At 62.4% G+C, this 25,692-nt stretch carries 32 protein-coding genes, 1 tRNA gene and 1 pseudogene; 14 read left to right on the top strand and 20 right to left on the bottom strand.

The window, feature by feature from the left end; genetic code table 11:
* Positions 1–68: 68 nt before the first annotated feature.
* Complete coding sequence (locus PSV33_RS11580; protein ID WP_300561876.1) at positions 69–536, bottom strand: TerB family tellurite resistance protein; 468 nt, start codon at positions 534–536, stop codon at positions 69–71.
* A 279-nt stretch (positions 537–815) separates the two neighbouring features.
* Here PSV33_RS11580 and PSV33_RS11575 point away from each other — a divergent pair, with 279 nt between their 5' ends.
* Genes PSV33_RS11575 through PSV33_RS11565 form a run of 3 tightly spaced genes read left to right on the top strand, consistent with a single transcriptional unit; the run spans position 816 to position 2,836 of the window.
* On the top strand, positions 816–1,211 hold the full coding sequence (locus tag PSV33_RS11575; RefSeq protein WP_300561874.1) for a hypothetical protein: 396 nt from the start codon (positions 816–818) through the stop codon (positions 1,209–1,211).
* Between the two features lie 58 nt (positions 1,212–1,269).
* Positions 1,270–2,211, top strand: coding sequence for a DHHA1 domain-containing protein (locus PSV33_RS11570; protein WP_300561871.1), 942 nt, complete (start codon positions 1,270–1,272; stop codon positions 2,209–2,211).
* Between the two features lie 34 nt (positions 2,212–2,245).
* Positions 2,246–2,836 (top strand): carboxymuconolactone decarboxylase family protein, encoded by a 591-nt coding sequence (locus PSV33_RS11565; protein ID WP_300561868.1) that lies wholly within the window; start codon positions 2,246–2,248, stop codon positions 2,834–2,836.
* Positions 2,837–2,854: 18 nt separating this feature from the next.
* On the opposite strand, the gene PSV33_RS11560 is transcribed toward PSV33_RS11565, so the two are convergent.
* Entirely contained in the window at positions 2,855–3,181 is a 327-nt protein-coding gene (locus tag PSV33_RS11560; protein ID WP_300561863.1) for a helix-turn-helix domain-containing protein, read from the bottom strand.
* A 134-nt stretch (positions 3,182–3,315) separates the two neighbouring features.
* On the opposite strand from PSV33_RS11560, the gene PSV33_RS11555 reads away from it, so the two are divergent.
* Positions 3,316–3,867, top strand: a complete 552-nt coding sequence (locus PSV33_RS11555; protein ID WP_300561861.1) for a carboxymuconolactone decarboxylase family protein — start codon at positions 3,316–3,318, stop codon at positions 3,865–3,867.
* 265 nt (positions 3,868–4,132) lie between these two features.
* The gene (locus PSV33_RS11550) at positions 4,133–4,732 is read left to right on the top strand and encodes a hypothetical protein (protein WP_300561858.1); all 600 of its coding nucleotides are present in this window, start codon (positions 4,133–4,135) and stop codon (positions 4,730–4,732) included.
* Positions 4,733–4,891: 159 nt separating this feature from the next.
* Here PSV33_RS11550 and PSV33_RS11545 read toward each other — a convergent pair whose 3' ends face one another.
* Together PSV33_RS11545 and PSV33_RS11540 are read right to left on the bottom strand one after the other, a co-directional pair.
* Positions 4,892–5,557 (bottom strand): GDSL-type esterase/lipase family protein, encoded by a 666-nt coding sequence (locus tag PSV33_RS11545; RefSeq protein ID WP_300561856.1) that lies wholly within the window; start codon positions 5,555–5,557, stop codon positions 4,892–4,894.
* 26 nt (positions 5,558–5,583) lie between these two features.
* Positions 5,584–5,659, bottom strand: a tRNA-Ala gene (locus PSV33_RS11540).
* Positions 5,660–5,955: 296 nt separating this feature from the next.
* Here PSV33_RS11540 and PSV33_RS11535 point away from each other — a divergent pair.
* The gene (locus PSV33_RS11535) at positions 5,956–6,510 is read left to right on the top strand and encodes a DUF2242 domain-containing protein (RefSeq protein WP_300561854.1); all 555 of its coding nucleotides are present in this window, start codon (positions 5,956–5,958) and stop codon (positions 6,508–6,510) included.
* A gap of 27 nt (positions 6,511–6,537) precedes the next feature.
* Here the strand turns inward: PSV33_RS11535 and PSV33_RS11530 are convergent, their stop codons facing one another.
* From PSV33_RS11530 to PSV33_RS11510, 5 genes are all read right to left on the bottom strand, one after another.
* Positions 6,538–7,197, bottom strand: a complete 660-nt coding sequence (locus PSV33_RS11530) for a class I SAM-dependent methyltransferase (RefSeq protein ID WP_300561852.1) — start codon at positions 7,195–7,197, stop codon at positions 6,538–6,540.
* Positions 7,184–7,759, bottom strand: a complete 576-nt coding sequence (locus PSV33_RS11525; RefSeq protein WP_300561850.1) for a pseudouridine synthase — start codon at positions 7,757–7,759, stop codon at positions 7,184–7,186. Before PSV33_RS11525 ends, PSV33_RS11530 begins: the two co-directional genes overlap by 14 nt.
* Positions 7,756–8,163: a DUF6691 family protein gene (locus PSV33_RS11520; RefSeq protein WP_300561847.1), complete on the bottom strand. Its 408-nt coding sequence runs from the start codon at positions 8,161–8,163 to the stop codon at positions 7,756–7,758. The genes PSV33_RS11525 and PSV33_RS11520 overlap by 4 nt, the downstream gene beginning before the upstream one ends.
* An 11-nt stretch (positions 8,164–8,174) precedes the next feature.
* The gene (locus PSV33_RS11515) at positions 8,175–8,654 is read right to left on the bottom strand and encodes a YeeE/YedE thiosulfate transporter family protein (protein WP_300561845.1); all 480 of its coding nucleotides are present in this window, start codon (positions 8,652–8,654) and stop codon (positions 8,175–8,177) included.
* Positions 8,655–8,804: 150 nt separating this feature from the next.
* Positions 8,805–9,782, bottom strand: a complete 978-nt coding sequence (locus PSV33_RS11510; RefSeq protein WP_300561843.1) for a helix-turn-helix domain-containing protein — start codon at positions 9,780–9,782, stop codon at positions 8,805–8,807.
* Positions 9,783–9,876: 94 nt separating this feature from the next.
* Here PSV33_RS11510 and PSV33_RS11505 point away from each other — a divergent pair, with 94 nt between their 5' ends.
* Entirely contained in the window at positions 9,877–10,521 is a 645-nt protein-coding gene (locus tag PSV33_RS11505) for a cysteine hydrolase family protein (RefSeq protein ID WP_300561840.1), read from the top strand.
* 72 nt (positions 10,522–10,593) lie between these two features.
* On the opposite strand, the gene PSV33_RS11500 is transcribed toward PSV33_RS11505, so the two are convergent.
* A complete protein-coding gene (locus PSV33_RS11500; protein WP_300561837.1) occupies positions 10,594–11,307 on the bottom strand; it encodes a haloacid dehalogenase type II in 714 nt (237 codons plus the stop codon).
* A 136-nt stretch (positions 11,308–11,443) separates the two neighbouring features.
* Between PSV33_RS11500 and PSV33_RS11495 the strand changes: the two genes are divergently transcribed.
* The 3 genes from PSV33_RS11495 to PSV33_RS11485 all read left to right on the top strand — a co-directional run bounded on the left by PSV33_RS11495 (position 11,444) and on the right by PSV33_RS11485 (position 12,792).
* Positions 11,444–11,911, top strand: coding sequence for an SRPBCC domain-containing protein (locus tag PSV33_RS11495; protein ID WP_300561835.1), 468 nt, complete (start codon positions 11,444–11,446; stop codon positions 11,909–11,911).
* Between the two features lie 64 nt (positions 11,912–11,975).
* Positions 11,976–12,452 carry an SRPBCC family protein gene (locus tag PSV33_RS11490; RefSeq protein ID WP_300561832.1) on the top strand — a complete coding sequence of 159 codons (477 nt, stop codon included), beginning with the start codon at positions 11,976–11,978 and terminating at the stop codon, positions 12,450–12,452.
* The gene (locus PSV33_RS11485) at positions 12,427–12,792 is read left to right on the top strand and encodes a helix-turn-helix transcriptional regulator (RefSeq protein WP_300561830.1); all 366 of its coding nucleotides are present in this window, start codon (positions 12,427–12,429) and stop codon (positions 12,790–12,792) included. Before PSV33_RS11490 ends, PSV33_RS11485 begins: the two co-directional genes overlap by 26 nt.
* A gap of 107 nt (positions 12,793–12,899) precedes the next feature.
* Here PSV33_RS11485 and PSV33_RS11480 read toward each other — a convergent pair whose 3' ends face one another.
* The 3 genes from PSV33_RS11480 to PSV33_RS11470 form a co-directional block, all read right to left on the bottom strand.
* Complete coding sequence (locus tag PSV33_RS11480) at positions 12,900–13,427, bottom strand: hypothetical protein (protein ID WP_300561827.1); 528 nt, start codon at positions 13,425–13,427, stop codon at positions 12,900–12,902.
* Between the two features lie 293 nt (positions 13,428–13,720).
* Positions 13,721–14,578 carry a M23 family metallopeptidase gene (locus PSV33_RS11475; protein WP_300562155.1) on the bottom strand — a complete coding sequence of 286 codons (858 nt, stop codon included), beginning with the start codon at positions 14,576–14,578 and terminating at the stop codon, positions 13,721–13,723.
* Between the two features lie 119 nt (positions 14,579–14,697).
* A complete protein-coding gene (locus tag PSV33_RS11470; RefSeq protein ID WP_300561825.1) occupies positions 14,698–14,916 on the bottom strand; it encodes a hypothetical protein in 219 nt (72 codons plus the stop codon).
* A 177-nt stretch (positions 14,917–15,093) separates the two neighbouring features.
* On the opposite strand from PSV33_RS11470, the gene PSV33_RS11465 reads away from it, so the two are divergent.
* Entirely contained in the window at positions 15,094–15,840 is a 747-nt protein-coding gene (locus PSV33_RS11465; protein WP_300561822.1) for an SOS response-associated peptidase family protein, read from the top strand.
* 90 nt (positions 15,841–15,930) lie between these two features.
* Here PSV33_RS11465 and PSV33_RS11460 read toward each other — a convergent pair whose 3' ends face one another.
* Positions 15,931–17,637 (bottom strand): methyl-accepting chemotaxis protein, encoded by a 1,707-nt coding sequence (locus PSV33_RS11460; protein ID WP_300561818.1) that lies wholly within the window; start codon positions 17,635–17,637, stop codon positions 15,931–15,933.
* Between the two features lie 334 nt (positions 17,638–17,971).
* Positions 17,972–18,184, bottom strand: coding sequence for a methyltransferase domain-containing protein (locus tag PSV33_RS11455; protein WP_300561815.1), 213 nt, complete (start codon positions 18,182–18,184; stop codon positions 17,972–17,974).
* Positions 18,185–18,498: 314 nt separating this feature from the next.
* On the opposite strand from PSV33_RS11455, the gene PSV33_RS11450 reads away from it, so the two are divergent.
* Both PSV33_RS11450 and PSV33_RS11445 read left to right on the top strand, forming a co-directional pair.
* Entirely contained in the window at positions 18,499–18,696 is a 198-nt protein-coding gene (locus tag PSV33_RS11450; RefSeq protein WP_300561813.1) for a hypothetical protein, read from the top strand.
* A gap of 49 nt (positions 18,697–18,745) precedes the next feature.
* Complete coding sequence (locus tag PSV33_RS11445) at positions 18,746–18,940, top strand: hypothetical protein (protein ID WP_300561810.1); 195 nt, start codon at positions 18,746–18,748, stop codon at positions 18,938–18,940.
* A 37-nt stretch (positions 18,941–18,977) separates the two neighbouring features.
* Here the strand turns inward: PSV33_RS11445 and PSV33_RS11440 are convergent, their stop codons facing one another.
* Together PSV33_RS11440 and PSV33_RS11435 are read right to left on the bottom strand one after the other, a co-directional pair.
* The gene (locus PSV33_RS11440; RefSeq protein ID WP_300561807.1) at positions 18,978–19,112 is read right to left on the bottom strand and encodes a hypothetical protein; all 135 of its coding nucleotides are present in this window, start codon (positions 19,110–19,112) and stop codon (positions 18,978–18,980) included.
* Positions 19,113–21,332: 2,220 nt separating this feature from the next.
* Positions 21,333–23,093, bottom strand: a pseudogene (locus PSV33_RS11435) (glutamine--tRNA ligase/YqeY domain fusion protein); the annotation flags it as partial.
* Positions 23,094–23,241: 148 nt separating this feature from the next.
* Here PSV33_RS11435 and PSV33_RS11430 point away from each other — a divergent pair.
* Complete coding sequence (locus tag PSV33_RS11430) at positions 23,242–23,679, top strand: hypothetical protein (RefSeq protein WP_366945597.1); 438 nt, start codon at positions 23,242–23,244, stop codon at positions 23,677–23,679.
* Between the two features lie 94 nt (positions 23,680–23,773).
* On the opposite strand, the gene PSV33_RS11425 is transcribed toward PSV33_RS11430, so the two are convergent.
* From PSV33_RS11425 to PSV33_RS11415, 3 genes are all read right to left on the bottom strand, one after another.
* The gene (locus PSV33_RS11425; protein ID WP_300561804.1) at positions 23,774–24,367 is read right to left on the bottom strand and encodes a DUF3455 domain-containing protein; all 594 of its coding nucleotides are present in this window, start codon (positions 24,365–24,367) and stop codon (positions 23,774–23,776) included.
* Positions 24,368–24,484: 117 nt separating this feature from the next.
* Positions 24,485–24,970, bottom strand: coding sequence for a hypothetical protein (locus PSV33_RS11420; RefSeq protein ID WP_300561801.1), 486 nt, complete (start codon positions 24,968–24,970; stop codon positions 24,485–24,487).
* A gap of 479 nt (positions 24,971–25,449) precedes the next feature.
* A partial coding sequence (locus PSV33_RS11415; RefSeq protein WP_300561798.1) for a DUF3455 domain-containing protein occupies positions 25,450–25,692 on the bottom strand: 243 nt, incomplete at its 5' end.

Here is a 25,692-nt window from a genome sequence, read left to right as displayed (position 1 = left end):
CTGCAGCCCTTTTGCAGCGGGCGCAGGCAGCTATCAATAGAAGAGCAAATTGGCTGCCAGCGTTCCGCTCAGGCCGGGCCGGCGGCTTCCCTGGCGCGCATTTTGGCGCCTATGTATTCGCCATGCGTGACATGCAGCAAGCCGGCAATCTTGCTGATCAGGTGGTTTTCGTGGGCGTCGAGATGGGCGTCCGAATATGCCACCTGCCACATGGTTTCCACCACATGAATCTTCTGTGCGTGTGTGAAATGCTCGTTCATGGCGGAGGTGAAGCGGTGGTAGTCGTGGCTGGTGCTGGCGGTGTCTTCGGCCAGTTCCAGCAGCCGCGCCAGCTCGTCGTCGGAGAGTGAAAATTTTGCGCGCAGCGTGTCCAGCACGGTCGCCCTTTCGGCGGCAGTGATGGCAGGGTCGGCGCGCATGACCTCCACCAGCAGCACGGCGGTGCCCAGTTGCAGTGCATGTTCGCGGTCGGCGGGGGATGGTGCCTGGGCGGGCGTCGTGAATGTGTCAAACAGGTCTTTGAGGGTTCTGAGCATGGGCTTCCTTCGGAGCTTTGCGGCCAAGCGCGCAAAGGCCTGCACGATGGAGCGGGCCGGCGCGGATTGGTTCCCGTCCCGGCAGTGAGGCAGCCGTCCCCCACAACATCAACATGGGCAAAACAGCGCGCTGCGGCAGGAACGGACAAGCTGGGCTACAACAAAAACTTCGGGGCAGACCTCCTGCGGTGCCCCCTGATCCATGTCATGGCGGGGAGGCCGCCCACGTGGAATACTGGACATCGTGCAACAGACTTTTCATGACCTGCCGGGCCCCCGATGAACTGGTTGAAAAAACTCCCGAACTCCCGGCGCAGCGCCAGCGGCCTGGAATGGACCTTGTGGCGCAAGCTGCCCTTGATTGCCGCGGTGGGCACGTTGCTGCCGTTGCTGGTCCTGGGGCTGGTGTACCTGTTCAACGATCCCGCCGCCGGAGCCGCCCAGGCCCGCTGGGAGCAGATGGTGGGCTATATGGTGCTGGGCGCCATCCTGTTTCACTGGTCCATGGTGGTCACCGTGGCCTTTGGTTGTGTGATTGTGATGATCATGAAAGGCCCGGGGTATGTGGCCGACGGGCTCTGGGTGTCGCACACCGACCGGCCGAACGAGCACATGGAAAGCGCCGAAGAAGCCGCCAGCCGCAGGCCACCGAACGGCCCGGCGCCCCAGGACTGATCCCCGCGACCGATCCCCGGGGAGGCCTGTGCCGTCGCCCGGCGACAATCGGGGAGCCATGAAAACCATACTTCCCCTGCAACTGCTGGTTGCGCCTGACAAAAACGACCCGCAACCCCTGATTCTTTACCACGGGCGCGGTTGCCCGGACGGCTTTGCCGCGGCCCTGGCTGCCTGGCTGTATTACGAAGGCCGGGCCGAGCTGGTGGGGCTGGACCACGGCGACACCCGTTCGGTCGATGACCTGCCGGCGCTCACCGGGCGCGCGGTGTACATCCTCGATTTTTCGTTTTCCGCCGACATCCTGCGCGGCATCGAGGAACGCGCCGCCAAACTCGTGATGCTGGACCACCACAAAAGCGCCGCAGAAAAACTCACCGGTTTTTCCTGCCGTTGCGGTGTGGTGCACTTCGACATGGACAAATGCGGGGCCCGTCTGGCCTGGGAATTTTTTCATCCTGCCGCACCATTGCCGGATCTGGTGCGTTTCATCGAGGACCGCGACATCTGGGTCTGGCGCTACCCCGAGAGCCCGGCCTTTCTGGCGGCGCTCGACATGGAGCCCCACGACTTTGCGCGCTGGGCGGCGATTGCCGCCTTCAGCCCCGAACAGGTGGCGGCCTTCATGGCGCGTGGCCAGGCCATGGACGAAAAATTCAGCAAGCTGGCGGCCGGCATCGCCGAGAACGCGCAGCCCGTCACCTTCAACGGCCAGCACGGCCTGATGGTCAACGCGCCCGGCGTGTTTCACAGCCTGGTGGGTGACCTGCTTTCAAAACAGAGCGGCACCTTTGCGCTGTTGTGGACGGTGGCCCCCGGCGGCGTGGTCAAGGCCGGCTTGCGCTCGCAACGCGGCTTTGATTGCATCGCGCTGGCCGAAAGCATGGGCGGTGGCGGCCACGCGCAGGCCTGCGGCTTCAAGATGGCCACCACGCGCCTGCCCGAACTGCTCGGTGGCGTGTTTGACGCGGCCGCAGCGCCGGGCACCGAAGCCCGGTAAGCACTCAACCAACCTCATCAACGGACACCCCCCCATGCCACGCCTTGCCCCCCTGTCGCCCGACACCACGCCGGCGCTCAAGCCGCATTTTGATTTCTTCCTGACCACGCTGGGGTTCACGCCCAACAGCGTGCTGACCATGCAGCGCAAGCCCAAACTCGTGCAGGCGCTGGCGCAGCTCAATGGCGCGGTGATGGACCCTGAAGGCGAGGTGGACCTGGGTTTTCGCCGTCTGATCGGCCACGTGGTGAGCAAGGTGGCAGGCTGCCTGTATTGCCAGGCGCATACCCTGCTCGGTGCCAAAAACTTTGGCATCAGCGATGCCAAGCTCGCCGATGTCTGGACCTACGCCAGCAGCCCGCTCTACAGCCAGCGCGAACGCCTGGCACTGGACTTTGCCCTGGCCGCGGCCAGCCAGCCCAACGCGGTGACCGACGAACAGTTTGCACAGCTGCAGCAGCACTGGAGCGACACCGAAATCACCGAAATCCTGGGCGTGGTCGCCATGTTTGCTTTTTTGAATCGCTGGAACGACACCATGGCCACGCCGCTCGAAACCAGCCCCGAGGCCGTGGCCACGCAGGCCCTGGGCGGCCAAGGCTGGACGGCGGGCAAACACGTCTGAGGCGGTGGCCGCCCGTGCTCAGACCTTTTTCGATTTTTGCCAGCACCCCGCCCACAGCACCAATGGCTCCATGGCCGTCAGCAGCTCCTGGCCCCAGCCCGTCAGCGAATACCCTTCACCGCTCGCATGCTCGACCAGGTTGGCTTCCCGAAGTTCGGCCAGCCGCACATTAAGTACTGACGAAGAAACCTCCGCGCAAGCTGTCTGCAAGGCGCGAAAGTTCACCGGGCCGCTGCGCAACTCCCAGAGGATGCGCATCGTCCAGCGCCGGTGGAAAAGATCAATTGCTGCGTTGATCCCGTCCTTGTAGGGGTGGGCTCCCGCCGTGGCGCTGCGTGTACTCATCGTGCCTTCCTGTCGGTTGATCAAATGGTGATGTCACCTGCATGACCAGATGCTTTGATTTTAGAAGCAATCCGGGTCAAAATCGGAATGCTTCGTTTTTAGAAGCAATAAATCCAACCCAAAAGGAATTTGTCATGCAGACCACCCGCATCCTTCCCGTGACCGAACCTCTGCAGCAGCCGCTGGCCGGTCACATGGCAAAACTGCTGCCGCCCGGCATGCCTGCGCCACAGCTCTTTCTGAGCGTTGCACGCAACGCTGGCCTCTTCGGCTTTCTTGTGGACAGCGGGCTGATTGGCCCCACAGGCTTGCTGGACCGGCGTGTGCTTCCCAAGGATCTTCGCGAGACCGTCATCCTGCGCACCTGTGTAGCAACCTGCAATGACTATGAGTTCAACCTGCATGTCCAGACCATTTCGGCGCGTATGGGGCTGAGCCCGGCGCAGATTGCGGATTTGCGTGCCGTTGAGCCTTCGGACAAACTCTGGCCGGCGTCCCTGCTCGCTGCCATCCTGTTGGTGGATGCCGTGGTGCGCCGTGCGGTGGACGACGACATCTACGCCCGGGCACGCTCGCATTTCAGCGAGGAGATCCTGATAGAAATCACGCAGCTCGCAGGTCTTTACGTGGGCGTGGCCATGCTGGTTGCCCTGATCCGTCCGCAGCTTGACAACTACCAGTTGTAGCCGGGTGTCGGTACAGCCTGACGCTGCAAGCGCATCTGCACACGATTGCAGTCGCGCGGTAAATCCCCGGTAAATCTCCGTTTTCCTTACACGGCCTTCACTAAGCCAGGCCAACAATGGCCTCACTGAATCACACACAAGCCTTCAAAAAGCAGTGCTTCAGGAGCAGCTCCCCACCGCCGCTTGCCGACCCTGGAAACCCTTCCAGCCACCGCAAGCGGCCTGACAGGCTGCTGGCTTTTCATCCGCATCGCAGGAGAACCCCATGAAATCGAAACTGTTGACCGCTTCCCTGTTGGCATCCGCCTTGTTCGCCGGTCTGGGCATGGCCCCGGCGATGGCACAAGGCAACAACAACACCCCCGGCATTGACCAGTCGCAGCAGGCAATCAGCGCCCGCATCCAGCAGGGCCTGGCGTCCGGCCACATCACCCCCTCGGAGGCGCAGGCGCTTTACCGGCGTGACCGCGAGATCGAAGCGCGTGAGATGCGCTACAAGGCCAATGGCAGTGCCAACCCGCAGGAACGCCAGCAGCTGCGCGCCGACCTGGGCGCCCTGAGCGCCGACGTGGAACGCATGATGGCCAACAACGTGTACAACGCGCCCCCCGTCGCTGGCAATACCAGCGGCATCGACCGGCAGGAGTACAAGATCAGCCAGCGTATCGACGAAGGTGTTCGTACCGGCCGCATTTCCCAACGCGAAGCGGCCAGGCTGCACAAGCGTGAGCGGACCATCGAGCGCCATGAGGTCTCCTTCAAGGCCGACGGCGTCGTGACTCCGCAGGAGCGCCGCCAGCTGCGTAACGAACTGACTGCGCTGCGCAAGGAAGTCGATCGCATGATCCACAACGGCCGCGGTTAAGTCAGGTCCCGGGCGTTCACAGCGCCCGCGCAAAAAAGCCAGGCAGTGCCTGGCTTTTTTTGTGTCTCATGATAAAAATGGCATCCAGCCCAATGGTGACGGGCGCAGACAGCTATCAAAAACGGAGTGGTATTTCCGCCGGTGTATCCGGCAGGGGGCTCAGGCCACGTATTTGCGTTCACGCAGCCACGCGGCCAGGCGTTCGGCAAACACCTTGTAGCCCTCGGCATTGGCGTGGATCTGGTCCGAGCGCAACTCGGGCCGCGACAACACATGTGACCAGCCACCCGCAAACAGCGGCACCCCGGTGGCGCTGGCAACCTCGGCATACATCTCATGGTCTTTCAGCGCACCGGTGGCCAGCGCCATGAGCGCCGGCTCGGGCTGCGCAATCAGCACCACCTGCGCGCTGGCCGCTGCCACCTGCACGATGGACGTGAGCGCGGCACGTGTGCGCTCTGGCGGCAGTCTGCGCAAGAAGTCGTTGCCGCCAATCGACACCAGCACCAGGCCCGGCGTGTTGGCCTGCAGCAGCGCCGGCAGCCGCGCCAGCGCTCCTTCAGCCGTGTCGCCATTGACACCGGCGTTCTGCGCCACATGGCCGGTCAACTGCTCCAGCATGGGCGGATAGGCGGTACCCGCCGGCGCGCCATAACCAAAGGTCAGCGAATCACCGAGGCACAGCAAGGTGGCGTCCTTCGGCAATGCCCTGGCTGTGGTCTTGGCCGATTTCGAGCAGCCGGTGGCCAGCAGCAGGGTGCCGGCCAGGCTGCCGAGCAGCCATTGGCGCCGCGTGGTGGCGGCCGGGTGGGGCAAGGGATGCATGAAGCTGACGAAGTGAAAGAAAACTTTGGTGGAGAGGAGGAGGATCGAACTCCCGACCTCTGCATTGCGAACGCAGCGCTCTCCCAGCTGAGCTACCCCCCCACGCAAGCCGATTCTAGTGCAGTGTGGCCTGCCTGAGGGAGCCAATAAATCGCCCTGGAGATTGGTGCAGGGCAGGGCGCAAAGCAGGTGTTTTTTATGTGCCGGTGAGCGGGCAACACCGAGTGAGATGCCGCGTGGCTGGTCGCCTCGGTTGCGCAGCTCTGGCCAGGCGGCAGCCTCTGTCGAGCGCTTCCCGGCCCCAACCTGGCTGCCCCCCGGCCGGTCGCTGTGGTAGGCTGACTGGCCCCGTGTCGGCGCTTCTCTGGCGCTGCGATCGACTCAAGGAGAGCCCTGTTTTGAACCTGTCCTGGATACGCGGCAAGACTTCCGTGGCGCTGCCGGGCGCCTTGGGTGTGTTGGCCCTGCTGGCTGGCTGCGCCGCCCCGATCAAGCAGTTTCCCCTGCAGGAACAATTCGCATCCACCGCCACCTACTCGCGCCTGTTTGACGCCACGCCCGCGCAGACCTGCGAGGCCTCACGGCGCGCCCTGCTGAGTCAGGGTTACCTCGTCAACACCGCCAGAAAAGACCTGGTGGATGCCCAGAAAAGTTTCCAGCCCGAGCCCGAATCGCATCTGCAGATCGCGATTCGCGTGGTGTGTGCGCCGGAAAGCGTCGATGGCAAGGTCAGCCTGGGTTTTGTCACCGCCCTGCAGGACACCTACGCCCTGAAAAAGAGCAACAACTCGGCCAGCCTCGGGGTGGGGGCGATCGGGTCGGTCTCGCTGCCCTTCAGCGCCAGCAACGACTCGCTGGTCAAGGTCAGCAGCGAAACCATCACCTCCGATGGGTTTTATGACAGCTTCTTTGACCTGGTCAGGCGTTACCTGGTGATGGGCGACACCGAGTAAAACGCCGGGGCAGCCCGCAGGCCGTGCTCAGGCGGGCAGGGCTTCGCCCCAGTAGTGGAAGGTGAAGGGCCGCGGACCGGGCAGGTAACGTGTGTGCAGGTCGGGCAGCACAAAGCCGGCCTCCTGCAGCAGCGCCGGGATGTCGCGGCCCAGGTGGCAGCCGCCGGCCACCGTGCCCCACAGCGGCTGCAGGCGCTCCTGCCAGCGCCGCACCGATGCATCGGGCGCGCGGCCATGTTCGCAATACAGAAGCCGGCCACCGGGTGCCAGCACGCGTCGCATTTCCCTCAGCGCGGCCAGCGGGTCGGGGATGGTGCACAGGGTGTAGGTCATCAGCACCGTGTCGATGCTCGCGTCGGGCAAGGGAATTTTTTCGGCCGACAGGGCCAGCAGCTCCACGTCCAGCCCGGCCTGCGCAATACGCTCGCGCGCCAGCGGGTGCAGTTCCAGCGCCGGGTCCAGCGCGATGATGCTGCTGACGCGGGCCTTGTCGTAATAGGGCATGTTCAGTCCCGTGCCCACGCCGACTTCCAGCACGCGGCCGCGCGCCAGCGGTACCACCAGCTGGCGCTGGCGGCCCAGCATCGGCAGGCCGCAGGCAAAGTCCAGCGCGCGCGGCAGGATGTGACGGTCGTACCAGGACGCGCCGGCTGTTGGCTTTACCGTTTCTTCCTCAGGCCTCGTCATGGTTGGTCTCCGGTTTCAGTTCACGCCAGCTTCCCGGCGCCAGGCCGTCCAGGCGGTAGGGGCCGATGGCGGCGCGGATCAGGCGCAGCGTCGGAAAACCGGTGGCCGCCGTCATGCGCCGCACCTGGCGGTTGCGGCCCTCGCGTATCACCAGCTCGATCCACGCCGTGGGAATGGCTTGCCGCGTGCGTATCGGCGGCTCGCGTTCCCACACGTCGGGCGGCGGCGCCAGCAGGCGGGCTCTGGCCGGCAGGGTGAGGCCGTCCTTGAGCTGAACGCCCGCGCGCAGTGCCTGCAGCACGGCCTCGTCGGGTACGCCTTCCACCTGCACCCAGTAGGTTTTTTCCATCTTGAAGCGTGGGTCGCTGATGCGGGCCTGCAGCCGGCCGTTGTCGGTCAGCAGAAGCAGGCCTTCGCTGTCGGCGTCGAGCCGGCCGGCCACGTACACGTCCGGGATGGCGATGAAGTCCTTCAGTCCGCGCCAGCGCCCTTCCGGCGTGAACTGGCTCAGCACGCCATAGGGCTTGTTGAAAAGGATCAGGCGGGCCGGGCTGTCTTTCACTTGGCCCGCAGCCCTTGCACCAGCGCGCCCAGCGTTATGCCGGCCAGCGCCCACAACAGGTCCCAGTTGCCCGCGCCCAGGCCCGCAATGGCCGGGCCGGGGCACACGCCGCACAGGCCCCAGCCCACGCCGAACAGCGCCGCGCCCACGGCGGTGTCGCGGTTCCAGGCGCTGGGGTGGGTGTGGAAATGGTCGCCCAGCAGCGGCCGGGCCAGCAGCCGGGGTGCCAGCTTGTAAACCAGCGCCACGACCACGACGGCGCCGCCCATCACCAGCATCAGCCCGAAGTCTTCAAAGCGCAGAAAGCTCAGCACCACCTCGGGCCGGATCATGGTCGAGTACGACAGGCCAAAGCCAAACAGGGCGCCCGCCGCGAGCGTGGCGAGCATGCGGGGGAGTTTCATGCCGGCGTCCTTCATGCGAGCCACCTTGCAGCCAGATTGGCCGTCAGGAAGGCGGTGGCCATGAAAGTCAGTACCGCCATCAGCGAGGGCCGCTGCAGCGAGCCCAGCCCGCAGATGCCGTGACCCGAGGTGCAGCCGTTGCCCAGCCGCGCGCCGTAACCCACGAAGAAACCGCCCACCAGCAACTGCCACACCGGCACCGCCGTGGCTTCCGGCTTGCCGCCGGCAAAACCCAGCCACCAGACCAGCGCGCCGAGAATCAGCCCGGCCGCATACACCAGCCGCCAGCCGCGCGAGTCGACAAAACGCGCCTGCTGGAAAAACGGCCGGCGCAGCACAAACGACCAGGTGCTGGAGAACACCGTGCTCATGCCGCCAATGCGGCCGGTCAGCACGAACAGCAGCGCCGTGCCCAGGCCAATGATGAGACCGCCGAGCAGGTAGTGCTGCCAGCCCAGGGGGAAGAGGGAAAGTGAAAGGGAAAGATTCATGGGTCCAATCCGGTTTTCGGTTTTCTAATAGGGAAGCTTATCAAGGACCGTCTGGTTTGTCGCGCTGGACGCCCCGGGGGTTCAGGTGTTCGATGATCGACAAGGGGAACGCGGGTCTCAACGTTTGCGTGAATGCCTCCGTCACCGGACTCAGAGCTTGCGCGGCACGGTGGAGAACTGGCGCCGGTAAGCGGAGGGCGACACACGGAACGCAGCCGCGAAATGCTGACGCAGCGAGACGGCCGACCCGAAGCCAGCGTCGGCCGCGACGGCCTCGACGGGCCGGTCGGTGGTTTCCAGTAGACGTTGTGCCAGGGCCAGGCGCTGGTTCTGCAGCCAGCGGCCCACGGTGGTACCCGTGGCTTCGCGAAAACGCCGCGTGAACGTGCGCCGGCTCATCAGCGCACGCTGGGCGAGGTCGTCGAGCTGGTGCGGGCGCTGCGGCTGCTGGCCCAGCCATTCCAGCAGCGGCATCAGGCGATCGCGCTCGGGAGCCACGGGCACCGGCTGGCGAATGTATTGGGCTTGCCCGCCTTGACGGAGTGGCGCCACCACCATTCGGCGGGCGGCCTGGTTGGCGGCCTCGGCCCCGTGGCGCACCCGCAGCAGATGAAGGCAGCAGTCGATGGCGGCCGCCGTGCCGGCTGAGGTGAGCACGTCGCCGTTGTCCACATACAGTACTTCGGGCTGCAGCTTGACGGACGGATAACGTCTGGCGAACTCGGCGGCCAAATGCCAGTGTGTCGTGGCGGGGCGGCCGTCGAGCAGGCCGGCTTCTGCCAGCACAAAAGCGCCCAGGCACAGCCCCACCACCGTTGCGCCACGGCGGTGGGCATCCCGCAGCGCTTTGAGCAGGGCCGGGGGCGCGGGAAGCCCGTCGTCGTGCCACGAGGGGACCACCACCATCTGGGCCCGGCGGATGGCTTCCAGTCCGTGAGAAGCCTCGATGGAAAAGCCGGCGTTGGTGCGCAGGGGGCCGGATTCGAGCGAACACACGAGCACACGAAAGCGCGGCACGCCCGACTCCGTGCGGTCCTCGCCGAACACCAGGCACGGCACGGAGAGATGAAAGGGGCTGATGCCGTCAAAGGCGACGACGGCGACGGTTTCGGGCGACGGTGTGCGCATGGCCCGATTCTATCGGTATATGGCTATCGGGCCACTTTTCAGCCACCGGCTGTGGACGAACAATAAGCTTGTCCCAACTGAAAAGGAGCTACCCATGAATAAACCCGCACCGCGCCGCGCCCTGGTGGTGATCGACGTACAAAACGAATATTTCGAGGGCGGCGGTTTACCCATCGAATACCCGCCGATTGAGCAGACATTGCCCAACGTGACGCAGGCCATGGATGCAGCCAGCGCAGCCGGCATTCCCGTGGTCGTGGTGCGCCATCACGCCGCAAAAGGCGCGCCGCTGTTTCAGGCAGATGCACACAATGGACAGCTGCATCCCGAGATCGCCAGGCGCCCGCATGACCACCTGGTCACCAAGACCTTTCCCAGCGTTTTCACCGGGACAGACTTCGCGGACTGGATTGCGCGTCATCGGATCGACACGCTCAGTCTGACCGGCTACATGACCCACAACTGTGTCGCCTCCACAGCGTTTGAGGCCATGCATCGTGGCCTGAAAGCGGAGTTTCTCTCTGATGCGAGCGGCGCCTTGCCCTATGCCAATGCCGCGGGTCGGGCCAGCGCGGAAGAAATTCACCGCGTATTCAGCGTGGTGTTCCACAGCAACTTCGCGGCAGTGACAGGGACCAGCGACTGGATAGCAGCCATGCAGGCGGGTCAGGAGATCGCCATGGACAACGTGCTGCTGTCGAACAGACGCGGGCGCGCCAGCGAGTTGGCCTCAGCCTGAGCCGCGCCAAACCCGCTGGGGGTTGTCAGGCGCTGACTGTCAAGCGTGGCAGTCCTGGCTGCGGCGGCGCCCTCAGCAGCCCAGCTGCTCCGCCAGCGCCCGCAGGTCTTTGGCGTGGCGAGTGTTGGCGGGGTCGGGCGACACGTCCTTGGGCTGCGCCGCGCCGAACTCGGCCGGCCGCTCGATGTAGGCGGTCTGCAGGCCGCAGGCGCGGGCGGCGGCCAGGTCATCCTGGTGGGCGGCGACCAGCATCACGTCGGCGGGGGCCAGGTCAAACACCTTGGCCACGCCCAGGTAGGTGGCCGGGTCGGGCTTGTAGGCGCGAAAGACTTCGGCCGACAGGATGCAGTCCCACGGCAGGCCCGCGCGTTTGGCCATGTGGGTGAGCAGGCCGATGTTGCCGTTGGACAGCGTGCAGATCGTGAAGCGCGACTTGAGCCGCGTCAGGCCTTCCACCACATCGGGCCACGGGTCGAGCCGGTGCCAGGCCTTGTTCAGGTGCTGCTTCTGCGCCTCGCTCAAATTGCCCAGCCCGAACTGGTCGAGGAGGCCGTCGAGGATCAGCCGGTGCAGGTCGTCAATCAGCGTCCAGCCCAACTCACCGGCCATCACGCGGCGCATGGCCGGCTGGTAGCCGGCGCGCCAGGCCAGCGCAAACGCGGCGCCGTCCACAGCGGGGCGCAGGGCCTGCACTTCGCGCGCGATGCCGCTGTGCCAGTCCACCACGGTGCCAAAAACATCAAAAGCCAGAACCTGGGGGAGAGCGGGGGCGGGTGGGGTGGTCATTTGCGCATTATCCGCACGCGGGCTGCCGGCGACGCAGCATCAAATCATGCAACAAAATGGTTGCATGACAGGTCAAAGCGATGCAGAATATAAACGCAACAAAATGGTTGCCTATTTATCTACAAGGAGCTTTTTCATGGACACCTACCACCGCCAGCTTCTGCTGGCCGCTTCCCCTGCCGCCGTTTACCAGGCCGTGGCCACACAGCACGGCCTGCGCAGCTGGTGGACGCAGAGCTGCGACGTCGCCACCACCGTGGGTGGCAAGGCCACCTTCCGTTTTGGCGAACACCACAAGGTCATGCAGATCAACAGCCTGGAGCCCGGGCGTGAAGTGCGCTGGCATTGTGTGGAGGCCCTGATCAACGTCGACGCTTTCAAACGCAAGGACGAATGGGTGGGCACCGACATCGTTTTCCGGCTCACGCCACAGCCGGGCGGCCAAACCCTGCTGGACTTTGAACATATGGGCCTCACGCCGGACTTTGAATGTTTTGCGGTCTGCGAACGCGGCTGGAACCAGTACCTTGGCAGCCTGCAAAGCCTGGTCGAGACCGGGCAGGGTGCGCCTTTCATTCCGGAAGTCACGGACTGCTCCGCCTGAAGCGCTGCTCCGCCTGAACACAAGCCCACAGACCCCGCTAACATTCACCGACAGGAGTTCACTCATGACCACCGACAGCAGCACCGACCGCGTCGAACGCAGCATTCACATCCAGGCCCCGCGCAACAAGGTGTGGCATTCACTCACCCACGCCGAGGAATACGGCAAATGGTTTGGCGCCAGGCTCACCGGCCAGCGTTTCGAGCCCGGCCAGCGTGTGCAGGGGCCCATCACCATCCAGGGGTATGAACATGTGGTGTTCGACGTGGTGATCGACCGCGTCGAGCCCGAAACCCTGATGAGTTACCGCTGGCACCCCCATGCGGTTGACGCGGGGGTGGACTACTCAAAAGAAGAACGCACCCTGGTGACCTTCACCCTGAAAGACGCCCCCGACGGCACGCTGCTGACGGTGACCGAAACCGGCTTTGACAAGGTGCCGCCGGCGCGCCGCATGGAAGCCTTCCGCGGCGTCAGCAACGGCTGGCCGCATCAGCTCGACAACATTGCCCGCCATGTCACCAGCCCAACCGCGCGCTGACAGGGGGGCAGCACCCGCACCCGACATGGCGCCGGTTTTTTTTGCGCTGGGCGACAAGACACGCCTGCAGCTCGTTGCCGCGCTGTGTGTGGGCGGCGTGTTTTCGATTGCGCAGCTCACCGCCAACACCGCGCTCACGCGCCAGGCCGTCACCAAGCACCTGCAGGTGCTGGCCGATGCCGGGCTGGTGAAAGACCTGAAGATTGGCCGCGAACGCCTGTGGCAGTTTGAGCCGCAGCAGCTGGACGAGGCGCGCCGCACGCTGGAACTCATTGCCCGGCAGTGGGATCAGGCGCTGGGCCGCTTCAAACTGGCGATGGAGACGGGCCAGAAGGACTGACGCCCAGGAAAGCGGCTGCTTTCCCGGGCGTCAAATGCTATATCTTTGATAGCTGGTGGCGCCCGCCCATCAAGGGCTGGTGCCACTTTTCTTATATAAAAACCGGATCAGGCGGCTTTGGCGGCGCGGCGCTGGCTGAAGGCCGAGCTGCGCTTGGCCTTGACCGTGGTGGCCTCGTCGCCGGCAATCTTGTCGGCCAGGCTGGCGGTTTTCTGCTCGATCTGCGCGGCCAGCTTGCTCAGTGCCAGCGCGCCGGGTGCCGTGACGGCGGCAAGGGTGGTCAGCGTGTTTGCGCCGGTTTTTTCTTCAAACATCGCGGCGTTGGCGGCGGCGCGCTCGACGCCGGTTTCAGCCAGCTTCACCAGCTGGCTCACCACCTGCTGGGCGCCGTCGGAGCTCAGGGTCAGGCCCTTGCTGTACAGCGCGCTGAAGGCCAGCTGCGCAGCGCGGGCGTTTTTTGCGGTTTCGTTGCTCAGTTCCGAGCGCGACTGTTTCAGCGCGCGGTTCCAGCGCTGCTCCAGCTCGCTGACCACACGCTCGCCGCCGGCGCGGTAGGCATCAATCACGTTTCTGGCGGTGTTGCCGTAAGACTCGATCAGGTCGGCAGCAACGGTAGACAGGTTTTTGGCGCTCATGGGGTTTCCTTGGGAAGTTTGGAAGTGGTTCAACAATGGCCCAATTTTGAGGGTTTCCCCTAGTGTTGGCGACCTAATGGGCTAGGGGCGGGCGTCCAGAACCAGCGGCGACGGGCTTCAGGAGGGGAAGTTGCTATGCTTTTGAGAGCTGCTGCCGCACGCCAGTATTGGGCTGAAGGCACATTTGACTGGTGAATTTGTGCCTTGCCGTTCGGGCTGAGCCTGTGAAGCCTGTTGGCATGGTGGCTACCCTTCGACAAGCTCAGGGCGAACGGGGGTGGCTGCGCCGCGCCTCAGGCGGGCAGAAACAGCGCCGGGTCCACCATGGTTCGGTTCAGCATCACGCCCCAGTGCAGGTGCGGCCCCGTCACGCGGCCGGTGGCACCCACGGCGCCCACGCGTTCGCCGGTTTTCAGCACATCGCCCGGCTGCACGTCGATGGCGCTCAGGTGGCAGACCATGCTCAGCAGGCCGCCGCCGTGGTCCAGCCAGACGGTGTTGCCGTTGAAAAAGTAGTCGCCGATGTCGATCACCCGGCTTGGCAGCGGCGCCAGCACGGGGGTGCCCGTGCCGGCCGCAATGTCCATGCCGCTGTGCGGGCTGCGTGCCTGCCCGTTGAACACGCGCCGCAAGCCGAAGGAGCTGGAGCGCCGCCCCGGCGTGGGCACCTGCATGCGCAGGGTCTGCGGCAGGGGCTGGCTGAAGGTGGCCATCACCAACGCCTGGTGCGCGCGCTCGCGCTCGTAACGCGCCAGGTCCTCCGGCGACAGGTCCACCGTGCGCGGCGAGACCTTGAGTTGCTGCTCGCTGTAGCGTTTGGCCGCCACCGCATAACTCAGCGCGTGCTGGCCGCCCTCGGGCGCCTGCACGGCAATGCTGGCTTCGCCGGGCGCAGCCGACAGCGCAATGCCCACCAGCGCCGTCCACTCGATCACGTCGCCCACCACCAGCAGCGGCACGTCGCCATCAGCGAGCCGCAGATGCGCCACCGGCCGCACCCCTGCCGGACCCAGCGAGAGCCGGGCCACACCGCCGGGCACGGCCAGCGCACGCGGCCAGACGCCAGAAGATGACGGCGATGGCGATGGCGAGGCAGGTGCCGCGGCAAGGCGGGCCGCCGGCCACGCCAGCAAACCCGCGCCGGCCAGCAGGGCACAGCGGCGGGTGAGAGGCGTGTCGGAAAGCGTGTGGGAGGGCGCGGGAGAAGGCGCGGAGGTGGGCTGAAAAAAGCGGGTGGTCACGGTACGGGAGGCAGGGCTTGCTTGCTGGTTTATTCCGGTATCCAGGTGATCTTTCCGTCTGTCACATAGTCATCAAACTGCGTGATGGGAATGGCCGTCAGGCCGACGATGCCCGGGGCGTCTTCCCAGCTCAGGGTGGCGCTGTCGAAAGACAGCGCTACTTCAACGCGAACCTGCGGAATCGTGATGGGTGCACCGTCACCCGGTGTGTAAGTCACGTCACCGGTAATCATGGCGAACTGGGGCATGGCAATCTCCTGGATGAATTGAATGGGTGGCTTGAGCTGCCGTGTGTGACGCGGCCTTGAAACATGTTACCTGTCCGCTGCGGCCTTGTATGTCGGCGAAGGACGCCAACTTGTAATTGGCCTGCGCGTGGAGGCAGTGCGCGGCTGCCAGGCGCTGCTGTGCGATAGCATCGCCGCATGAGTACCTATTACGAAAGCGTTCAAACCGCGCTTTACCCCGACGCCTTCCATGTGCCCGCCCCGCTTGTGCCTGTGGGGCGTGCCGTGTGGCCGCGCCAGCCGGGTGTTTTTATCCGCGCGGCCCTGGCCGCCGAGGCGCAGGAAGCCGCAGAGGCCACAGAAGCCACAGAAGCCACAGAAGCTGCAAAGAGCGAAGAGGGCGCAGACGCAGACCAGCCTGCGCGTGAGGCGCCGGTGCGTGAGCTGGTCGCCGGGCAGTTTGGCCTGGTGCCGCGCTGGGTCAAGTCGGCGTCAGACGCCAAGCTGCGTTCGACCAAGCTGGTCAATGCCCGTTCGGAAACCGTGACCACCTCCAACAACTTCCGCGACGCCTGGCTGGCCGGTCAGCGCTGCATCGTGCCCCTGATGGCGTTTATGGAAGACGACTGGCGCAGCGGCAAGGCCGTGTCCACCCGCATCGCGCGGGTAGACGGCAAACCCATGGGGGTGGCGGGCCTGTGGGAAAGCTGGACGGGGGCAAACGGCGACGTGATCATCAGCTACACCCTGCTCACCGTCAACGCCAACAGCCACGCGCTGATGAGCCGCTACCAGCAGCCCGGCAACGAAAAACGCATGGTCGCGATATTGAACGAAGGCGCTTACGACGCCTGGCTGGGCGCCCGCCCGGAGAAAGCCCGGGAGTTCATGCGGGCTTATCCGGCGAATTGGCTGACGGCCAACCCGGTTGAGAAAAAAGGCTGATCTTTCTTCCGGCGAAAGGCACAACCGCCGCGCCGCGCCGTGCCACGCCGGGTGGGGGCGTTGCGGGTTTCCCAGCCTGCAGCGAAGCGCTTAAAACGTTTCCCAGCTCCCTTGCGCGGTCGCCAGACCACCCGCATGGCTTAACTGCCGCTGCACCGGGGCAGCCACGGCCTGTTTGGCGCGGGGCGGCTGCCTGGGGTTCTCACGCGGGCGGCTGTGGCTTGTGCGGCGTGCTGAATCGCCCTGTCCGGGTTGTTGTTGATGTTGCTGGTTCAGCCGAAAGGCGCTCACCACCTGGCTGAGCCCGCTGGCCTGCTCCTGCAGCGAAGACGCTGCGGCGGCGGCTTCTTCGACCAGCGCAGCGTTTTGCTGCGTCACCTGGTCCATCTGCGTGATCGCCTGGTTGATCTGCTCGATGCCCTGGGTCTGCTCCTGGCTGGCCGCCGTGATCTCGGCCATGATGTCGGTCACGCGTTTGACGCTGTCCACAATCTCGTCCATGGTCTTGCCGGCCTCGGCCACCTGTTTGCTGCCTTCTTCGACTTTGTCGACGGAGTCGCCTATCAGGGTCTTGATCTCTTTGGCCGCTGCGGCACTTCTCTGGGCGAGGTTTCTGACTTCTGCGGCAACCACGGCAAAGCCTCTTCCCTGCTCGCCGGCCCGAGCCGCTTCAACGGCGGCGTTCAGGGCGAGGATGTTGGTCTGGAAGGCGATGCCGTCGATGACGCCGATGATGTCGACGATCTTTCTGGAGGAGGCGTTGATGGCGCCCATGGTGCCGACCACTTCGGCGACCACGCTGCCGCCCTTGACGGCAACGCTGGAGGCGGTGACGGCCAGCTGGTTGGCCTGGCGGGCGTTGTCGGCGTTTTGTTTGACGGTGGACGTCAGCTCTTCCATCGACGCTGCGGTCTCTTCCAGGGAGCTGGCCTGCTCTTCGGTGCGGGACGAGAGGTCGTGGTTGCCGGCGGCGATCTGGCTGCTTGCCGTGGCGATGGTGTCGGTGCCGCTGCGGACTTCGCCGACCACCCGGGCCAGGCTGTTGCACATCTGTTTCATCGCAAACAACAGGCTGGTTTGATCACCCGCGCGGGTCTGCACATCCACCGTCAGGTCGCCGGCTGCAATGCTGCTGGCAATCGCCACCGCGTAGTCGGGCTCGCCGCCCAGTTGTTTCATCACATCGCGGGTCAGCCAGAAGGTGATTCCGACACCCAGCAGAATGGCAACACACGCCATGACCACACTGATCAGCAGCATCTGCTGCGTGAACCGGCTCAGTTCTGCTTCGGTGGTTTTGGCCGCCTCGTTTTTTACCTTGATGAACTCCAGCAGATGCCCGCGCATGCCCCGCCAGACCGGCGTCTCTGCGGTGTTCAGCAGGCTGCTGGCGGCACTGGCATCACTCTGGGCGAGCCCGGCAATCTGCTTCTGGAGCAGCGCCTGCTTCTCACGCAAATCGCCGACTTTCTGCAGGATGCTCAAGGTGTCCGCATCCTGCCGTGAAAGGGCCATCGCCGCTAGGTAAGAGGTCTTGAATTCGTCGCTGGCAGCGTCCAGGTTTTCCTGGGCCTTCTTGTTCGCCGGGTCGAGCACGATGTTGCGCAAGGCCTGCCCCATCTGCAAACCCTGGGCGTACAAATTGCTGCCGGCTTGAAGCAGGGCCTGGTCCTGCTGCAGAAAGGTCTCGAACTGGCTTTTCGCGTTCTGCATGCCCACCAGCGCCACACCAATGGCCAAGGTGAAACAGGCGCAGACCAGCGCCATCACGGAAATCATCTTGGTTCTGAGTTTCATGGTGTTTTTCTCTTTTGAATTTCACAAAAAAAGCGGTGACGGACCTGCCGCGGTCAATGCCGCCCAGCCAGTGCCAGTCCGCGGAAGCGGGCCACGCTGGACTTCAACAGCTTCCCCCCGCACTGGCCCCCACGGCTGGGCGCAGAAGCCCGCCAGCGCGCCGGCAGCCCGGGCTGCGGCCTGGCCGGTACCTCCCTGTACATATCGGCAGGTTTCACCCAAAACTTGAGGGCAGGCCCTTGGGGGCGGGTGGGGTTGTGCGAAGGTATGTGAACAGAATCAGGTTGCAGCCCGCGTGGAACAAGCGCAACCAGCTATCAATGTAGTAGCAAAATTACAGCCGGGCTTCCAGCCACTTAGCTCCCGTCTTGTCCGCCAACCCCGCCTTGTGCGCACTGGCCTTGGCTTTCTCCACCAGCGACGGGTCAATCTCGACACCCAGGCCGGTCGCTTCAAAACGTTTGGCCGCCAGGATCACGATGCGCCCGTCGCCCGAGCCGAGGTCAATCACATGGTCGCCGCGCTTCACGCCTGCGATAGTCAACATCTCCAGAGTGACGTTGTCGGGGAGGTGATGAAGGGGACTTCTTCGAGGGGTTGGGCTTGGGCGGAGACGGCCACACCGGCGCCGATCGCCATCTGCAAAAATCGGGCTGCAATTTTTGGGGAAGGGTTGGATTTCAGCATCATCGGGATATTGTGCTGCCGATTGGCTGGCGCCGCAGCCGGCCTTCGGCAAGGCGAGGTCTGACGGGGTCGTGCTCTGCGCTGTCATGCTCAGCGCGGTCGCTTTGGCTATCATTTTTCATGGCACAGGGGGGTGCCAACAACGCTTCCGCTTTCTTGATACAGGCGACCGATATGAATACATGCGATGCCAAGGCCGAGATGCTCATCCGCAGTTCAGCTCAGCGCTGTTTTGACGCTTTCGTGAACCCCGACACCATTGTCAAATTCTGGCTGGCCAAAACGTCGGGCCCGCTCAGGCAGGGCGCAACGGTGACTTGGCACTTCATGGTGCCCGGCGCTGAACACACCGTCACTGTCACGGCATTTTGAAGCAGCGCACCAGCTTGGGTTCGACTGGTCCGACGGCATCCACGTCGAGATGACTTTCAAGCCACAGGGGGCAGGTGCTACCGTGGTGAGCGTGGTCGCTAGCGGGTTCATGGAAGCGGCAGAAGCGGTCGGTGCGACCGAAGGTTTCAGCATCGTGCTGTGTGACCTCAAGACCCTGCTGGAGTCGGGTATCTCTGCGAACCTGGTGCGGGACAAGGCGGAGCTGATTTCTCAGAAGAAGTGACTCTATGGCAGGGTGCTTGGCTTTGGCCGCTCGGTGGTTACGTCACCATGCGCCTGTCAGCCGAGGGAGGTCGATCGTGACCGTCGCGCTTGACACCGGCGTAGCTGAGCATCTTCGGCGTGACGTAGTCTGAGGATGCGACGAAGGCGACTTCTTCGAGGAAGTCGAGCATCGGCTGTGTCCGGCGTGCTCATCATCGGACAAAAAAATCTAAAAATGAGCTGCCTAGCTTCCATAAACGCAGGTGGCAAACGTGAAACCTCGTCGAGCGCCCCCATTAGCCTTGATTGCGATGCTTCAAAAAACCTTCAACGAAAGTATTTAGCTTAGGCGTTAGATCGCTTTTGTTAATCGAAGCCCAGTTAATACCAGCCTTCTCCGCTTGATGGGGATCTACGATGAACCACGGTCTCCTGTGACTCAGTACTCCCTGAGCCAGCAGATAGTTAAGCAATTCTGATCGGAGGTCGTTTTTCTTGGAAATATGACTTTTAACTAGTTCTTCAAAGCAAGCCAGTTCCCCGGTACTTTCAGTATTCTTGAACCAATGAACAATTCTCGCCAAGGTATGAAATGCATCCTGAACAGTGATAGATCCACCGGTTCCACTCGGAGACTTCGCTTTGTAAAGCTCCCATGGATATGGAAGTGAGTTAGGGCATCGAATCTCCAGTGTTCCTTTTAAGCCTAGAAACACATTTCCGCCGGACGGTACGACTGTCAAGGTCTCCCGGGCGTCAATAAAACAGTTGCTTTCGTTGCCATGTGCAGTGGCCAGAATCCTAAATGTTTCAGACACGATATCAATGTTGGCTCCCGAGATGTCGCATTCCCCAATCTGAAGTTCTGCGCCATGCCTTCCCAAGTAAATGGTGCCACTGTCATTAATCAGCAATTTTTGAAACCGAGTTCCGAGGCGTATGGGTTGGTCAGAGTCTTCAGCCCTAATCAGAAATCCGCCGTCTTCCTCTGAAAATTGATTTGCGATCAAAAGAGAAGTCGATTTTTCGTCAGTAACGATTGCGACACTAGGGTTCGCTTGGCGGCTGGCAGATTGCTCGGCTTCAATCAAATATCCAAAATGGCTACGCGACCCATTGCCCTTGAATGCTTTGTACATACGACTCAATACTTGACTCGGAACAAATTTTGCGTCGTCGAGATACCTCTCGGCATCCTGCGAAAGCAGTTCGTGTTTTAGCGACCAAGCGAGAACATAGTCTCTAAATGCGGGACCTACAAACTGACGTCCATCCAGGAAGACGTGCTCCCCTAAAAATTCTGTCGTAGCTGCCATGTACTTTTCTTTTAACCAGACTGGGAATGAATCTACGCAGTCTGGGACAAACCCCTCTTCTCTTGTAAGTACTAGGGCGGCCAAGCGCTCCAGTTGTTCATCCCGAGCGTACACCGCTTCCCAGTTGAAAGCCTTCGCCTCATCAGTTTGAAATTTAGGTTTCAGGGCTTCAATGGCTTTATTTTGTTCACGACTTAGAAGAGCTTCAAAGACTGACTCCAATGGGCTGGTTTTCAGGCTGGAGTGTGGAAGAAGCGAGTGTGAGTTTTTGACTAGGTTAGGGGTTCTCGCGATATACCGAATAATTGTTTGTAAAACCGGTGCGTAACCCATAAATGAGCGAAAACCATCGTCATTCCATGGGTCTCCCAAAATTCCCATGGATGATGCAAACCCAGTCTCAAGCTCGGTAAAGGTTTCCCGGATAGCACCCGTGCCATGCGCTGGACCGACACCGTTCAAAACAAACTTTAAAGAACGCTGACGGTCAAAGTGTTGGATTTCATAAAGCGGAACATTTGATGGAAAAGAATCCAACTCGTCGAGGTAATTCACAAGTTGATCGGCAGTATCACCTCGGGCAAAAAATAATACGACCAAGTTTGGCGATTCTGAAGTTCGTTGAGCAATTTTGGCTATGAACGTTTCTATTTTTGAAATTCCTGAGCGAATATTCGCCTCGTCGAACGCATCGAATATGAGAGCCACTTTCCCGGTCCGAAGCGCTTCCAGCGTAGCGCTAACGTGTGTATCTCCGACTGTTTCTAACAAAGTCCCTACGAAGGCGTTTGAGCCTAACTCCAGCTCGCTCACATTCCAATAGAGACTTTTTGTGCGGTATGCAATCTCTTTTGCTAGAGACGTTTTTCCGACTGCCCCCGGTGCTCTGATGACGGCAATTGGGGAGCGCTCCGTACCAGCTCTTAAAGTGGAGAGAGCTGGGTCAACGTAGTTTTGTACAGGGTCAGTTAGATGGACTGCGCTCGAGGTAACAATGTCAGGTAGCTCATATGCACCATTCTTGCTCAAGCGGTTAATCAGGTCAGAAAGTACCAGTTGATCTTCCACGACTGTGTCCCCTATCACTGTTTCTTTTTTAGTCCAAGAATCTTTGAGTGAAACGATTCGTGAAAGGGTAGTTTTCCCGTCATCGTTGTCTAATAAAAAATACCCATGCCGTTCAACTTGAACGGCTTTGGAAGTTCTTAACTTAGAAGAAAATCCGGCTTCGATAAATCCACGAACAATGGAGAGCGATCTTGGGTTCAGTGCGTCTATAAAGTTCTCGACGCTGGATTCTGGTTTTTCTGAGATGAACAGTCGGTCATACAACTTGACCTCAACTTCCTCCCCATCCTTTGCGTTAACCCAACTCAAAGTGCTTTTGACTTTCACTTTGTCTGCGCCGCTAGTTCCACTTTTCGTATCAGGCACCAACTCAACCTGCACTTCGGAAACTCTTTGATTGGAGTCGACTGTAAATCCGGTGCACTTTACAACGTGTCCATATTTCAGCCTAACTGTGTTGCCTGGGAAGAGTCTGAAGAAACCCTTCTCTTGTACTTTTCTAAAGTCATCACGTTCTATCCAAAGATTTTTTCCAAAGCTGAAAGTCCGTGGTAACGCCGTTGGATCGTGGGGGTTCCTTGGTGCCACGCAAACGTCGCTCCAGTCGTCGGGTAGGTTTGTAACAACAATTTTGAGGGGATCGAAAACAGCCATAACCCGGTCGGTTTTGGCCTCCAAGTCATCGCGGACTGCTTGTTCAAGTACTGCATAGTCAATCCAAGAATCACTTTTGGTCACACCAATGCGCTGACAGAATAGGTTAATTGCCTCGGCCGTGTAGCCTCGCTTGCGCATTCCAACAATCGTGGGCATCCTAGGGTCATCCCATCCGCTAACGTGCCCGTCCTCAACCAATAGTCGAAGCTTGCGTTTGCTGGTCAGCACATAGGTGAGGTTGAGCCGTGCAAATTCATACTGGCGCGGATGCGGGCTGGCGATCAGTTGGCCTTCAGCCAGCTTGTCGAGCAGCCAGTCGTAAAACGGGCGCTGGTCTTCAAACTCCAGCGTGCAGATGCTGTGGGTGATCTGCTCCAGTGCGTCTTCGATCGGGTGCGCATAGGTGTACATCGGGTAGATGCACCATTTGTCGCCGGTGTTGTGGTGGTGCGCGCGGCGTATGCGGTAGATGGCCGGGTCGCGCAGGTTGATGTTGGGGCTGGCCATGTCGATCTTTGCGCGCAGCACGGCGGCGCCGTCGGCCAGCTGGCCGTCACGCATCTCGCGAAAGCGCGCCAGATTCTCGGCCGGGGTACGGCCGCGGAAGGGGCTGTTGGTGCCGGGTTTGACGAAGTCGCCGCGGTTGTGGCGCATCTCGTCGGCGCTTTGTTCGTCCACATAGGCGTTGCCGGACTCGATCAGATATTCGGCGGCGCGGTACATGAAGTCGAAGTAGTCGCTGGCCTGGTAGAGGTTGTTTTCGCTGCCGTTGTGCCAGTCAAAACCCAGCCACTGCACGGCGTCCTTGATGGAGTCAACGTATTCGGTGTCTTCCTTTTCGGGGTTGGTGTCGTCAAAACGCAGGTGGCAGACGCCGCCGTAGTCGCGCGCCAGGCCAAAGTTCAGGCAGATGCTTTTGGCGTGGCCGACGTGCAGGTAGCCGTTGGGCTCGGGCGGAAAACGCAGGCGGATTTTGGCCGGGTCGGGCTGGCCGGCGGCGTGGTGGGCCGCGTCGCCGGGGCTGCCGCCCCATTTGCGGCCGGAATAGGTGCCGGCGGCCAGGTCATGTTCGATGATCTGGCGCAGGAAATTGCTGGGTTTGTGGGTTTCTTTGTCTGCAGGGGCGTTCATGAGGCTGATTCTAGGGTGTTGCCACTGGTCGCCCCTTCGTGGGCGTTACTTTTGGCTACGCTCTTCACTGTGCGTGCGGTAGCCCGTTACCCGGCTGGCGCGTTTAATACCTTCATGGGCTTTTTCTGCCCAGTTCAAGGAGAAAGCAATGCTTAAGACAACCTTTCAAGCCGCACCGTCCCGCAAGCCGATGTTGATGGCCGGCGCAGCCGCCGCCCTGGCCGTTGCGGCCATGGGTTTTGCCGGCGGTGCGCACGCCCGCAGCGACGTGCAGTTTTCCGTTGGTGTGGTGCTTCCGGGCGCGCAGATCGGCGTGACCAATGCCTACCCGGTGTACTCGCAGCCGGTTTATGTGCAGCCCCGCCCTGTGTATGTGCAACCGGCACCGGTGTATTACCAGCCGGCGCCGGTGTACTACCAGCCGCGCCCTGTCTACGTGCAGCCCGCACCGGTGTATTACGGCCGCCCCCATGGCTGGAACAAGCGGCATGGCCATCACGGCCGTGACGACGACCGCCGCGGTGGCTATCGCCAGGGTGGTTACTACGTGCAGAACCAGGCGCCAGGTTATTACTACGGCCGCTGAACCCGCCACTTGCCACCCCCCATCAAAAAAGCCCGCAGGCTCAGATCTGCGGGCTTTTTTGTGGGCGGCTTGGCCCCGCGCTGGCGGCGGCGTTTCAGGAGCCTTTGGCGCGCCAGAAAATGTAGTCGGCCTCGTAAGGCACGGTCATGCGCATGCCCAGCTGCGCCGAGGTGCAAGGGGTGGTCGATATCCAGCCGCCCACGGTGCGCAGGCGCTGGACGTAGGTGATGTTGTGCAACACCCCGGGCACGCCGGACGACTGGGCGGTGTAGCGCTGCAGCGGCAGGCTGCTGATGCCGTTGGGCACTTCTGAAAATTCACGGGCCGTAACGCTGGAGCCATCCCGGTGGACCCAGCTGGCGCGTGCCCCGGGCTTGTGCATGATGGCCGCGCCGTAGGTGTCGGTCAGGTCCACGCTGCCGTTTCGCATGAGCCACTCGTATTCATACGGTGCGCGTTTGACGGCCTGGCATTCGTACAGCAGCGTGCCATTGCTGGTGGCTTCCAGCACGGGCTGGTAACCGTCTGGCACCCGAACCGCCTCGGGCAGATCCTGCTGGGTGTTGTAGGGCTGGAGCGGGCGGTGGCTGCAGGCCCCCAGCAGGGCTGCGCTGCCGACGAGCACAAGCAGGCCGAAACGGCGCGACAGGCGGCCGCGGGGGACATGGCTGGGGGAAGTTGTTTGCACGAACGCTCCGGAGTATGGGTTTGCCCTAGTACACCCCATGATCATGGGGGACGCCGTACGGGGAAACCCCCGCACGCCAGCCTGGTTGTCCTGTCCGCGACCGGCGCAGGCGTCTTTTTAGCCGAGGCTCGCGCAGGAAATGTCATACGCGCCCATGGTTTTGAGCTTGGCGCCCTGGCCGATCACGGCGTGGGTGCAGCTTTTCAGGGCCTTGCTGAAGCCGGCAGGTTTGGCCTGCAGGCTGTAGCTGACGCGGCTGAAGCCCGGGTCATCAAAGGTGGGGCGCATGGCCACGACGGCCTTGCTGCGGTTGTCGGTTGCTTCGGTGGTTTGCGGGGCTGGCGTCAGTTCCCATGCCTGGGTTCCGTCGGCGCGGGCCACGCGCTGGTACAACACGTGGTCGTCACCGGCGGGTGACAGGGCTTGACCTGAGGCTTGAGCGGCCTCAGGCAGGGGAGCGAGCACCATCTGGCCATAAGCGCGGGGCGCCGAGGCAGGACCTGAAGAAAAGGCGGCCATCATGGCGGCCGTGCCGGTGACCACCAGAAGGGCCAGACCGATGGTCAGGCTGATCGCGCGAAACAAATGGTACGTGTTTCTCATGACAGGTTACTCCTTGCTGATGATTCGGCTATCAGACCGCAGGCCCGCGCCGGGCCCTGTAGGAAGCCGCCGCTTTCGCGGTACGGCGCACAGCGCGGCGTGGAACAGGGGCTTCCATGGAACAAGGCTTTTCCGGGCGGATGGGCGGGAAGGCGTTTCATGGCAGGTCTGATGGATGCTTGGGTGGGGCTGATCACCAGTTTCGGCTGCAACAGGTGTAAGCGTCTGTAGGACGCCGCGCCCGGGGCCTGCGGTCCAACAACGCAATGTCACGCAGGCACCAAAAAAGCCTGCAGGCCACCACGCTTGTGATGGCCTGCAGGCTGTCAAAGCCGACCCCGCAAAACGCGAAGGCCGGCCGCTCACCATTCAGGGCGTGTTCCCACTGTGGATGCCAGTGAGAAGCTGGTTAAAAGAACATGGTGAAAACATGGCCGGTCCAGGCGCGCGATGACGCTCAGCTTGCGGCACCGCGGGGCTTACATGGCCTTGTAGAAGATGTAGTCGGCCTGGTACTTGACGACTTGCCTGGCGCCCAGGTTGCCGGCGGCGCACGGTGTGGCCGGTGCAACGCCGCCCATCGTGGCCACGCGCTGGATGTAGGTGACGCCCTGCATGGCGCCGTTGCCCATGGCGGGGTTGCCCTTGACGAGCTGCAGCGGGATGCTGCCGGCCATGTTGGGCGCGACGGCGAGTTGCGTGGCGGTCAGTTTGGAGCCGTC

Origin of the sequence: Polaromonas sp. (assembly GCF_029945895.1) — a bacterium.
Taxonomy (GTDB): domain Bacteria; phylum Pseudomonadota; class Gammaproteobacteria; order Burkholderiales; family Burkholderiaceae_C; genus Polaromonas.
Note: the sequence above shows the minus strand (reverse complement) of the source record. Positions and strands in the feature narration are given on the sequence as shown.

What these genes read in the sequence shown, in the direction of transcription:
- PSV33_RS11580 (WP_300561876.1), bottom strand. Translation starts at nt 536, where the DNA reads ATGCTCAGAACCCTCAAAGACCTGTTTGACACATTCACGACGCCCGCC.
- PSV33_RS11575 (WP_300561874.1), top strand. Translation starts at nt 816, where the DNA reads ATGAACTGGTTGAAAAAACTCCCGAACTCCCGGCGCAGCGCCAGCGGC.
- PSV33_RS11570 (WP_300561871.1), top strand. Translation starts at nt 1,270, where the DNA reads ATGAAAACCATACTTCCCCTGCAACTGCTGGTTGCGCCTGACAAAAAC.
- PSV33_RS11565 (WP_300561868.1), top strand. Translation starts at nt 2,246, where the DNA reads ATGCCACGCCTTGCCCCCCTGTCGCCCGACACCACGCCGGCGCTCAAG.
- PSV33_RS11560 (WP_300561863.1), bottom strand. Translation starts at nt 3,181, where the DNA reads ATGAGTACACGCAGCGCCACGGCGGGAGCCCACCCCTACAAGGACGGG.
- PSV33_RS11555 (WP_300561861.1), top strand. Translation starts at nt 3,316, where the DNA reads ATGCAGACCACCCGCATCCTTCCCGTGACCGAACCTCTGCAGCAGCCG.
- PSV33_RS11550 (WP_300561858.1), top strand. Translation starts at nt 4,133, where the DNA reads ATGAAATCGAAACTGTTGACCGCTTCCCTGTTGGCATCCGCCTTGTTC.
- PSV33_RS11545 (WP_300561856.1), bottom strand. Translation starts at nt 5,557, where the DNA reads ATGCATCCCTTGCCCCACCCGGCCGCCACCACGCGGCGCCAATGGCTG.
- PSV33_RS11530 (WP_300561852.1), bottom strand. Translation starts at nt 7,197, where the DNA reads ATGACGAGGCCTGAGGAAGAAACGGTAAAGCCAACAGCCGGCGCGTCC.
- PSV33_RS11520 (WP_300561847.1), bottom strand. Translation starts at nt 8,163, where the DNA reads ATGAAACTCCCCCGCATGCTCGCCACGCTCGCGGCGGGCGCCCTGTTT.
- PSV33_RS11515 (WP_300561845.1), bottom strand. Translation starts at nt 8,654, where the DNA reads ATGAATCTTTCCCTTTCACTTTCCCTCTTCCCCCTGGGCTGGCAGCAC.
- PSV33_RS11510 (WP_300561843.1), bottom strand. Translation starts at nt 9,782, where the DNA reads ATGCGCACACCGTCGCCCGAAACCGTCGCCGTCGTCGCCTTTGACGGC.
- PSV33_RS11505 (WP_300561840.1), top strand. Translation starts at nt 9,877, where the DNA reads ATGAATAAACCCGCACCGCGCCGCGCCCTGGTGGTGATCGACGTACAA.
- PSV33_RS11500 (WP_300561837.1), bottom strand. Translation starts at nt 11,307, where the DNA reads ATGACCACCCCACCCGCCCCCGCTCTCCCCCAGGTTCTGGCTTTTGAT.
- PSV33_RS11495 (WP_300561835.1), top strand. Translation starts at nt 11,444, where the DNA reads ATGGACACCTACCACCGCCAGCTTCTGCTGGCCGCTTCCCCTGCCGCC.
- PSV33_RS11490 (WP_300561832.1), top strand. Translation starts at nt 11,976, where the DNA reads ATGACCACCGACAGCAGCACCGACCGCGTCGAACGCAGCATTCACATC.
- PSV33_RS11485 (WP_300561830.1), top strand. Translation starts at nt 12,427, where the DNA reads ATGTCACCAGCCCAACCGCGCGCTGACAGGGGGGCAGCACCCGCACCC.
- PSV33_RS11480 (WP_300561827.1), bottom strand. Translation starts at nt 13,427, where the DNA reads ATGAGCGCCAAAAACCTGTCTACCGTTGCTGCCGACCTGATCGAGTCT.
- PSV33_RS11470 (WP_300561825.1), bottom strand. Translation starts at nt 14,916, where the DNA reads ATGCCCCAGTTCGCCATGATTACCGGTGACGTGACTTACACACCGGGT.
- PSV33_RS11465 (WP_300561822.1), top strand. Translation starts at nt 15,094, where the DNA reads ATGAGTACCTATTACGAAAGCGTTCAAACCGCGCTTTACCCCGACGCC.
- PSV33_RS11460 (WP_300561818.1), bottom strand. Translation starts at nt 17,637, where the DNA reads ATGAAACTCAGAACCAAGATGATTTCCGTGATGGCGCTGGTCTGCGCC.
- PSV33_RS11455 (WP_300561815.1), bottom strand. Translation starts at nt 18,184, where the DNA reads ATGTTGACTATCGCAGGCGTGAAGCGCGGCGACCATGTGATTGACCTC.
- PSV33_RS11450 (WP_300561813.1), top strand. Translation starts at nt 18,499, where the DNA reads ATGAATACATGCGATGCCAAGGCCGAGATGCTCATCCGCAGTTCAGCT.
- PSV33_RS11445 (WP_300561810.1), top strand. Translation starts at nt 18,746, where the DNA reads ATGACTTTCAAGCCACAGGGGGCAGGTGCTACCGTGGTGAGCGTGGTC.
- PSV33_RS11440 (WP_300561807.1), bottom strand. Translation starts at nt 19,112, where the DNA reads ATGCTCGACTTCCTCGAAGAAGTCGCCTTCGTCGCATCCTCAGACTAC.
- PSV33_RS11430 (WP_366945597.1), top strand. Translation starts at nt 23,242, where the DNA reads ATGCTTAAGACAACCTTTCAAGCCGCACCGTCCCGCAAGCCGATGTTG.
- PSV33_RS11420 (WP_300561801.1), bottom strand. Translation starts at nt 24,970, where the DNA reads ATGAGAAACACGTACCATTTGTTTCGCGCGATCAGCCTGACCATCGGT.